This window comes from Nonomuraea sp. NPDC003201 (genome assembly GCF_053590415.1).
In genome coordinates, this window is record NZ_JBSFTC010000431.1 from 1 (window position 1) to 7289 (window position 7289).

Below are 7289 nucleotides of genomic sequence, written 5' to 3' on the forward strand. Positions count from 1 at the left end.
CCGGCCGGCGCCCAGGTCAGTGGCCCGCGTGCTGCTGAGGCTTGGCGGCGACCCACTCCCTGGCCGCCTCGGCGCGATCGCGCAGTGTGGCGAGGAGTTCGGCCAGGTTCTCGTGGTCCATGTACGACGTCTTGCCGATGTCGTCGATGTGGGTGGTCACCTGGCCGGACAGGCCGGTCACCGCGCTGAGTGATGCGATGATTTCGCGGGTCTCCGCAGCGTTCAGATCGCACATGGCCTCACCGTACGCATCGCGCGGCCGGTCGCACATAGGCGAGCGGGCGAGGATTCCCGAGCCGGCAGGCAAGGAAGAGGCACTTTCCCACGCGATGCTTTATCGATAAAGTATCCGCCGCCGCTTACCGAGAAAAGGTGTGAACCATGAGTGACGCTGTCCTTTCCGCCGTGCTCAATGTCGACGTCAAGGGCCCCGTGATCAGCAGACATGTGTACGGCCACTTCGCCGAACACCTGGGCCGGTGCATCTACGGCGGTTTCTACGTGGGCGAGGACAGCGACATCCCGAACGCCGGCGGGATCCGGCTGGACGTCGTCGAAGCGCTGCGCGCCTTGAACATCCCCAACCTGCGCTGGCCCGGCGGCTGCTTCGCCGACGAGTACCACTGGATGGACGGCATCGGCCCGAAGGACCAGCGCCCGGCGATGGTGAACACCCATTGGGGCAACGTCGAGGAGAACAACCACTTCGGCACCCACGAGTTCATGGCCCTGTGCGAGCTGCTCGGCGCCGAGCCGTACATCAGCGGCAACGTCGGCTCGGGCACGGTGAAGGAGATGAGCGACTGGGTCGAGTACCTCACCCGGGACGGCGACTCCCCGATGGTCCGCCTGCGCAAGGCCAACGGGCGTGAGGAGCCGTGGCGGGTGCGCTTCTGGGGGCTGGGCAACGAGGCGTGGGGGTGCGGCGGGCACATGACCGCCGAGCAGTACGCCGCCGAGGCGCGCCGGTACGGCACCTACTGCCGCAACCACGGCGACAACCGGCTGTACCGCATCGCCGCCGGCGCCAACAGCGACGACTACGCCTGGACCGAGACGCTCATGAAGCAGCTGGGCGACCTGGGCTGTGCCTACCGGCCCCAGCCGTTCTACCAGGCGCTGTCGCTGCACTACTACACGATCCCGGGCACCTGGCAGGACAAGGGCGCCGCCACGGTGTTCGACACGGACGAGTACTACCGGACCCTGGTCAAGGCCGCCCACACCGACGAGCTCCTCACCGGCCACTCCAACGTGATGGACTGCTACGACCCGCACAAGACCGTCGGCCTGATCATGGACGAGTGGGGCACGTGGTGGAACGTCGAGCCGGGCACCAACCCCGGCTTCCTCTACCAGCAGAACACGCTGCGCGACGCGCTGGTCGCCAGCCTGCACTTCGACATCTTCCACCGTCACGCCGACCGGCTGGTGATGGCCAACATCGCCCAGACGGTGAACGTGCTCCAGGCGATGATCCTGACCGACCCCGACTCCGGGGCGCTCGTGCTCACCCCGACGTACCACGTGTTCGAGATGAACAAGGGCCACCAGGACGCCACGTCACTGCGGGTCGATCTCCTCTCGGACGTGCCCACCCGCGAGGTGGGGCCGGACACGCTGGCGACCGTCTCGCTGTCGGCGAGCCGCAAGGACGACAAGGTGCTCATCTCGCTGTCCAACCTGGACACGGCCGACGCGGCCGACGTCGAGCTGGACCTGCGCGGGGGTGACGTCGGCGGGGTCGTGTCGCGGATCCTCACCGCCGGGGCGCCGCAGACCCACAACACGCCCGACGCGCCCGCCGCCGTCGCCCCGCGCTCCCACGAGCAGGTCACGGTCACCGGTACGCGCGTGCGGGTGCACCTGCCCGCCCACTCCTTCGTCACCGTGCAGGTCGACGTCGCATAACCGGCACCCTTGCGGGGCCCAGTAGGCTCGAAGCAGCGGCGGCCACAGTCGGAAGCGGCCGGATCGGATCCGGTCGAAGGGCAGGACCTGAGGAGCGGCATGGTCACCATGGGCGACGTCGCCAAGTTGTCCGGGGTGTCGAAGATGACGGTCTCCAACGTCATCAACGACCGTGCCGGGGTCAGCGACGAGGTCCGCCGCCGCGTGCTCGAAGCGATCCGCCAGTCGGGCTACCGCGTCAACGTCTCCGCCCGGACCCTCAGGTCCGGGCGGACCGGCGTCATCGGGCTGGCCGTTCCCGAGATCGACCGGCCCTACTTCGGCCAGCTCGCCGCCCACGTGATCGACGAGGCGCGGGGGCGCGGTTTCCACGTCGCGATCGAGCAGACCGGCGCGGCCGCGGCCGGGGAGATCGACGCGATCTCCCATTCGTCTACCCTGCAGTTCGACGGGCTGATTCTCAGCGCGGTCGGGATCGACCCCCAGGACTCGCGGCTGACCGGCGGCGACTATCCGATCGTGATGCTCGGCGAGCAGGACTTCGCCGCGCGGTTCGACCACGTCGCCATGCCCAACGAGGAAGGCGCGAAAGCGGCGACCACGCATCTGGTCGACCGCGGCTGCCGCCGGATCGCGATGGTCACCGGCGAGTCCCTCGACGGCGTGAACGTGGTGACGCGCCGCTACCGGGGCTACCTCGCCGGGCTCGCCGAACGGGGGCTCGACCCCGATCCGGCGCTGCGGTTCGCCGTCAGCGGGATGACGCTGGAAGGGGGCCGCGAGGCGGCCCACCGGCTCGTCGACTCAGGTCTCGAGGTCGACGGCGTGGTCGCGGTGAGCGACACCGTCGCCCAGGGGGTCTTCCGGGGCCTCGCCGACCGCGGCGTCCGGGTGCCCGACGACCTCCGCCTCGTCGGGTACGACGACATCCCGGAAGCGGCGTACATGGTGCCCTCGCTGTCCACCGTGGCCCCCGACCACCGGTGGATGGCCGCGAAGGCGGTCGAGCTGGTGACCGCCCGCATCCAGGACCCGTCACGCCCGGCCGGCGAGCACACCGCGCCCTTCGAGCTGGTGGTCCGCGAGTCCACCCGCTGACGGCCCCGGGCGGGGGTCAGGTCCTCGGGTCCGGGTCGGTGAGCACGTCGAAGGCGTGGAGGCGGTGGGCGGCGAAGAGCGTCAGAGCGCGCTCGGTGTCACGGGCGCGCAGGGCGGCGGCCAGCTCCCGGTGCTCCTCGGGGATGTGCGCCAGGTAGTCCGCGGAGCGGACGCCGATCCGGGTCAGCAGGAACAGGTGGACCTGCGAGCGGATGGCCTGCCACGCCTCCTCCAGGCGCCGGTGCCGGGCGGCGGCGTAGACGGCGTCGTGGAAGGCGATGTCGCAGCGCACCATCTCGTGCTCGTCCTCGACGCGCCGCATGCGCTCGGCCGCCTGCTCGACGGTCGCGAGGTCGTCGTCCGAGGCATGGGTGGCCACCTGCCGGACGGCGAGCTGTTCCAGGGCGGCGCGCAGGCTGTCGAGCTCGGCGACGTCCGCCGGGGAGAGCGTGGTGACGGTGGCGCCGCGGTGCCATGCGCTGCGGACCAGGCCCTCGCGCTCCAGCCGGAGTAATGCCTCGCGTACGGGGCCGCGGCTGACGTCGAGCGCGCCGGACAGCTCCACCTCCCGCAGCTGCGCTCCGGGGGCGTAGGTCCCGGCGAAGATGGCCTCCCGGATGCGGTCCGCGACCTCGTCGGCCAGCCCCCGGCGGCGGGCCGGCGCCACCCTGCCCTGTTCACTCATGGCTCCAGCCTCTCACGAGCGCCCCTACCGCGAGCGTTTGTCATGATGTTAACATTCGGACATTCTAGGCAGAAGGGAAGCCCCCATGACCTCGATCCCCCGGTTCCACCTGGCCATGCCCGTCGACGACCTGGCCGTCGCGCGCCACTTCTACGGCGAGGTGCTGGGCCTCGAACAGGGCCGCAGCGCCGACACCTGGGTGGACTGGAGCCTGCACGGCCACCAGTTCGTGACGCACCTGGCGCCGGCCCGCGCGCAGCGGATCCACAATCCGGTCGACGGCCACGACGTCCCCGTGCCGCACTTCGGCCTGATCCTGACGATCCCCGAGTTCCACCGGCTCGCCGACCGGCTGCGCGCGGCGGGCGTCGAGTTCGTCATCGAGCCCTATTTGCGGTTCGAAGGGCAGGCGGGGGAGCAGTGGACGATGTTCCTGCTCGACCCCGCGGGGAACGCGCTGGAGTTCAAGGCGTTCGCCGACGACTCCCAGGTCTTCGCCGTCTGATTCGGCCCGTCGCCGCCGCTGCCCGCCGGTTGACCTCAATTCCGGTTGAGGTTGCACGCTAGGGGAGCCATGTCGGAAAGAGGCGGGAGTGAGCGGCAATGCGGGTGGTTCGGGTGACCGGGTTCGGCGGGCCTGAGGTGCTGGTGCCCGGGGAGGCGCCGGATCCGGTGGCCGGGCCGGGGCAGGTCGTGGTCGAGGTGGCGGTCGCGGGCGTGACGTTCGTCGAGACGCAGATCCGGCGCGGCACCGACAAGTGGCATGCCCGGCCGGAGTTGCCGTACGTGCCGGGCGGGCTGGTGGCCGGCCGGGTGAGCTCGGCCGGAGCAGCGGTGGATCCGGCGTGGGTGGGCCGGCGGGTCATCGCCGGGACGGGGGAGACCGGCGGTTTCGCCGAGCGGGCCGTGGCCGCGGCCGAGGACCTGTTCCCGGTGCCGGACGGGCTGGAGTTGCCGGAGGCCGTCGCCCTGCACAGCGACGGCAGCACCGCGCAGGGACTGATCGAGGGCGCCAAGGTCCGTCCCGGCGAGTGGGTGCTGGTCGAGGCGGCGGCCGGCGGCGTCGGCAGCCTGCTGGTGCAGCTGGCCCGTACGGCGGGCGCGCGCGTCGTCGGGGCCGCCCGCGGAACGCGGAAGCTCGACCTGATCCGCGAGCTGGGCGCCGAAGCCGCGGTCGACTACTCCGAACCGGGCTGGACCCAGCGGGTGCTGGAGGCGACCGGCGGGGCAGGGCCGGATCTGGTCTTCGACGGCGTGGGCGGGGAGATCGGGCGGGCCGCGTTCGAGGTGACGGCCCGTGGCGGCCGGTTCTCGGTGCACGGCGCCTCCAGCGGCGAGGTCACCGTCGTCGATCCCGCGCGACGCGAGGACGTGGACGTGATCGGCATCGAGCAGCTCTTCGACTTCGGTCCGAACGTGGTGCGGTGGGCGGAGCAGATGATGGCGCAGGCGGCCGCCGGGCTCGTCCGGCCGGTCATCGGGCAGACCTTCCCCCTGGAGCGCGCCGCCGACGCGCACGCCGCGATCGAACACCGCACCGCCCTGGGGAAGACCCTGCTGCTGATCTGACGGCGCCGGCTACGGGCGGCCACCAGCCGTGCGGCGGCCTCAGGCGGGAGAGCCGCGGAGGTGGGCGATGCCCATGTCCAGGGCGGCCTCCAGGTGCGTGACCTCGCCGGTGGACATCTGGATCAGGACGCCGCCCTGGATGCCGGCGAGCAGGGCGGCCGCCGCGTGGTCGGGGTCCAGGCCCGGGTCGATCTCGCCGGCGTCCTGCATGTGCCGCACGCCGGTGGCGATCTCGGCCTGCCAGCGGCGCATGAGCTCGATGACCACGGCCTGGGCGGCGGGCGTACGGTTGCCCAGCTGCGAGGTGACCGAGTTGAGCGGGCACCGGCGGCCCTGGCTGCGGTAGTGGTCGACGACCGTGTCACGCCACCGCTGCCAGGCGGGCCACGAGGTCAGCTCGCCGAGCGCCGGCTGCTGGTTCTCCAGCACGCGGCCGGCCTCGAGGCGGGCCACCGCCAGCAGCAGCTCCTCCCGCCCGCCGGGGAAGTAGTGGAAGAGCTGGCTCTTGCTCGTGGCGGTCGCGGCCAGCACGTCGTCGAGGGTCGTGGCGGCCACGCCGAACTCGCGGATGTGCGCGGCGGCGCCCTCGAGGATGCGCTGCCGCGTCGCCGCCCCCTTGCGGGTGAGCGTGGGCATGGAGACCTCCCAGATTGGACTTGCTGGTCCATTTTAGCCTCGGCATCCTGGACCGCGAATCCGCACTTTCGCAAGGGAGAATCACCATGTCCGCACGTCTGCAGGGGCGTACCGCCCTGGTCACGGGCTCGACCGACGGCATCGGCACGGCCATCGCCCGCGCGCTGGCCGCCGAGGGCGTACACGTCATCGTCAGCGGCCGGGACAGCGCCAAGGGCGAGAAGGTCGTCGCGTCCATCGCCGAGGAGGGCGGGCGGGCCTCGTTCGTCCGCGCCGACCTCGCCGGAGGGCTGCCTGCCGTCCGAGAGCTCGCCGACGCCGCGCACCGGCTGGCCGGCGGCCCGCTGGACATCCTGGTCAACAACGCGGCGCTGCTGATCAACCCCGCCCCCACGGCCGAGGTGGCGGAGGAGCTCATCGACCAGGCCCTGGCCGTCAACGTCAAGGCCACCTTCCTCCTCACCGGCCTGATCGCCCCCGCCATGGCGGCCCGCGGCAGCGGCGCGATCATCAACCTCGGGTCCATCTCCGGGCTGTTCGGCACGGGCGGCTCCGCCCTCTACAGCACCACGAAGGCCGCCGTCCACTCGCTGACCAAGTCCTGGGCGGACGAGTACGGCCCCTCCGGCGTGCGGGTCAACACCGTCGCGCCGGGTCCGACGTTCACCGAGAAGGTCGCCGCGATGGCGGAGTACCTGGCGCCGATGATCGCCGCCATCCCCTCGCGCAGGCCCAGCACCCCGGAGGAGGTGGCCAAGGCGGTGGTGTTCCTGGCCGGTGACGACGCCGCCAACATCCACGGCGCCACCCTCTCGGTGGACGGCGGGCGAGCCGCGGTCTGAGGCGGTCGGTCGCGTACGGCGGTCAGCGCGGGACGTCCCCGGTCGGCGCGAAGGTCTGCCGGTAGTGTTCGGCCGCCTGGGCCATGTCGGCGCTGATGAGCTCGAAGAACCGGCTGGCGGTCGCGAGCCGGACGCCCGCCGGGGTGTCGGCGCCGAGGATGTCGACACCCTCCCGGACCGTCTCGGTCCACAACATCATCGACCGGGTGCCCATCTGCCACGCCCGGTACCAGACCTCGGCGTCGATGATGTAGCGCTCGCGCCGGTTGTCCCGCTCGCGCCTGACGAGCCCCACCTGTTCGAGCCAGCCGACGCCTTTGGAGATCGACGCGGGGCTGACCCGCAGCCGCTCGGTCAGCTCGGTGACGGTCAGGTTGCCGGTGTCGCTGGTGAACAGGCAGGCCATCACCCTGGCCGCCATCGTCGGCACACCCCCGAACGTCGTCGTGAGCCGCTCCTCGAACTCCCGCACCGCCTGGGGGTCGCGCCTGCCCGCGTCCCCCGCGGCCGTGCTCGCCGGCGCGGGGGTCGCGCCTGCCCGCGTCCCC

At 71.8% G+C, this 7289-nt stretch carries 9 protein-coding genes; 5 read left to right on the forward strand and 4 right to left on the reverse strand.

Annotated elements, in window-relative coordinates; genetic code table 11:
- Nucleotides 1-16: 16 nt before the first annotated feature.
- Nucleotides 17-235 carry a hypothetical protein gene (locus ACWDX9_RS56755; protein ID WP_357736843.1) on the reverse strand — a complete coding sequence of 73 codons (219 nt, stop codon included), beginning with the start codon at nucleotides 233-235 and terminating at the stop codon, nucleotides 17-19.
- 146 nt (nucleotides 236-381) lie between these two features.
- Here ACWDX9_RS56755 and ACWDX9_RS56760 point away from each other — a divergent pair, with 146 nt between their 5' ends.
- Both ACWDX9_RS56760 and ACWDX9_RS56765 read left to right on the forward strand, forming a co-directional pair.
- A complete protein-coding gene (locus tag ACWDX9_RS56760; protein WP_449971315.1) occupies nucleotides 382-1911 on the forward strand; it encodes an alpha-N-arabinofuranosidase in 1530 nt (509 codons plus the stop codon).
- 99 nt (nucleotides 1912-2010) lie between these two features.
- Nucleotides 2011-3009, forward strand: coding sequence for a LacI family DNA-binding transcriptional regulator (locus ACWDX9_RS56765; protein WP_449971318.1), 999 nt, complete (start codon nucleotides 2011-2013; stop codon nucleotides 3007-3009).
- A 16-nt stretch (nucleotides 3010-3025) separates the two neighbouring features.
- On the opposite strand, the gene ACWDX9_RS56770 is transcribed toward ACWDX9_RS56765, so the two are convergent.
- Nucleotides 3026-3694 carry a GntR family transcriptional regulator gene (locus ACWDX9_RS56770; protein WP_449971321.1) on the reverse strand — a complete coding sequence of 223 codons (669 nt, stop codon included), beginning with the start codon at nucleotides 3692-3694 and terminating at the stop codon, nucleotides 3026-3028.
- A gap of 85 nt (nucleotides 3695-3779) precedes the next feature.
- On the opposite strand from ACWDX9_RS56770, the gene ACWDX9_RS56775 reads away from it, so the two are divergent.
- Both ACWDX9_RS56775 and ACWDX9_RS56780 read left to right on the forward strand, forming a co-directional pair.
- Nucleotides 3780-4199, forward strand: coding sequence for a VOC family protein (locus tag ACWDX9_RS56775; RefSeq protein ID WP_449971324.1), 420 nt, complete (start codon nucleotides 3780-3782; stop codon nucleotides 4197-4199).
- Nucleotides 4200-4297: 98 nt separating this feature from the next.
- Nucleotides 4298-5263 (forward strand): zinc-binding dehydrogenase, encoded by a 966-nt coding sequence (locus tag ACWDX9_RS56780; protein ID WP_449971327.1) that lies wholly within the window; start codon nucleotides 4298-4300, stop codon nucleotides 5261-5263.
- 39 nt (nucleotides 5264-5302) lie between these two features.
- Here the strand turns inward: ACWDX9_RS56780 and ACWDX9_RS56785 are convergent, their stop codons facing one another.
- A complete protein-coding gene (locus ACWDX9_RS56785; RefSeq protein WP_350735090.1) occupies nucleotides 5303-5899 on the reverse strand; it encodes a TetR/AcrR family transcriptional regulator in 597 nt (198 codons plus the stop codon).
- A gap of 86 nt (nucleotides 5900-5985) precedes the next feature.
- Between ACWDX9_RS56785 and ACWDX9_RS56790 the strand changes: the two genes are divergently transcribed.
- Nucleotides 5986-6741 (forward strand): SDR family NAD(P)-dependent oxidoreductase, encoded by a 756-nt coding sequence (locus tag ACWDX9_RS56790; RefSeq protein WP_449971330.1) that lies wholly within the window; start codon nucleotides 5986-5988, stop codon nucleotides 6739-6741.
- A gap of 22 nt (nucleotides 6742-6763) precedes the next feature.
- Here the strand turns inward: ACWDX9_RS56790 and ACWDX9_RS56795 are convergent.
- Nucleotides 6764-7289 (reverse strand): MarR family transcriptional regulator (locus tag ACWDX9_RS56795; RefSeq protein ID WP_449971333.1); only part of this gene is annotated, 526 nt, incomplete at its 5' end.

Coding starts and splice junctions, on each gene's coding strand:
- ACWDX9_RS56755 (WP_357736843.1), bottom strand. CDS start 235: ATGTGCGATCTGAACGCTGCGGAGACCCGCGAAATCATCGCATCACTC.
- ACWDX9_RS56760 (WP_449971315.1), top strand. CDS start 382: ATGAGTGACGCTGTCCTTTCCGCCGTGCTCAATGTCGACGTCAAGGGC.
- ACWDX9_RS56765 (WP_449971318.1), top strand. CDS start 2,011: ATGGTCACCATGGGCGACGTCGCCAAGTTGTCCGGGGTGTCGAAGATG.
- ACWDX9_RS56770 (WP_449971321.1), bottom strand. CDS start 3,694: ATGAGTGAACAGGGCAGGGTGGCGCCGGCCCGCCGCCGGGGGCTGGCC.
- ACWDX9_RS56775 (WP_449971324.1), top strand. CDS start 3,780: ATGACCTCGATCCCCCGGTTCCACCTGGCCATGCCCGTCGACGACCTG.
- ACWDX9_RS56780 (WP_449971327.1), top strand. CDS start 4,298: ATGCGGGTGGTTCGGGTGACCGGGTTCGGCGGGCCTGAGGTGCTGGTG.
- ACWDX9_RS56785 (WP_350735090.1), bottom strand. CDS start 5,899: ATGCCCACGCTCACCCGCAAGGGGGCGGCGACGCGGCAGCGCATCCTC.
- ACWDX9_RS56790 (WP_449971330.1), top strand. CDS start 5,986: ATGTCCGCACGTCTGCAGGGGCGTACCGCCCTGGTCACGGGCTCGACC.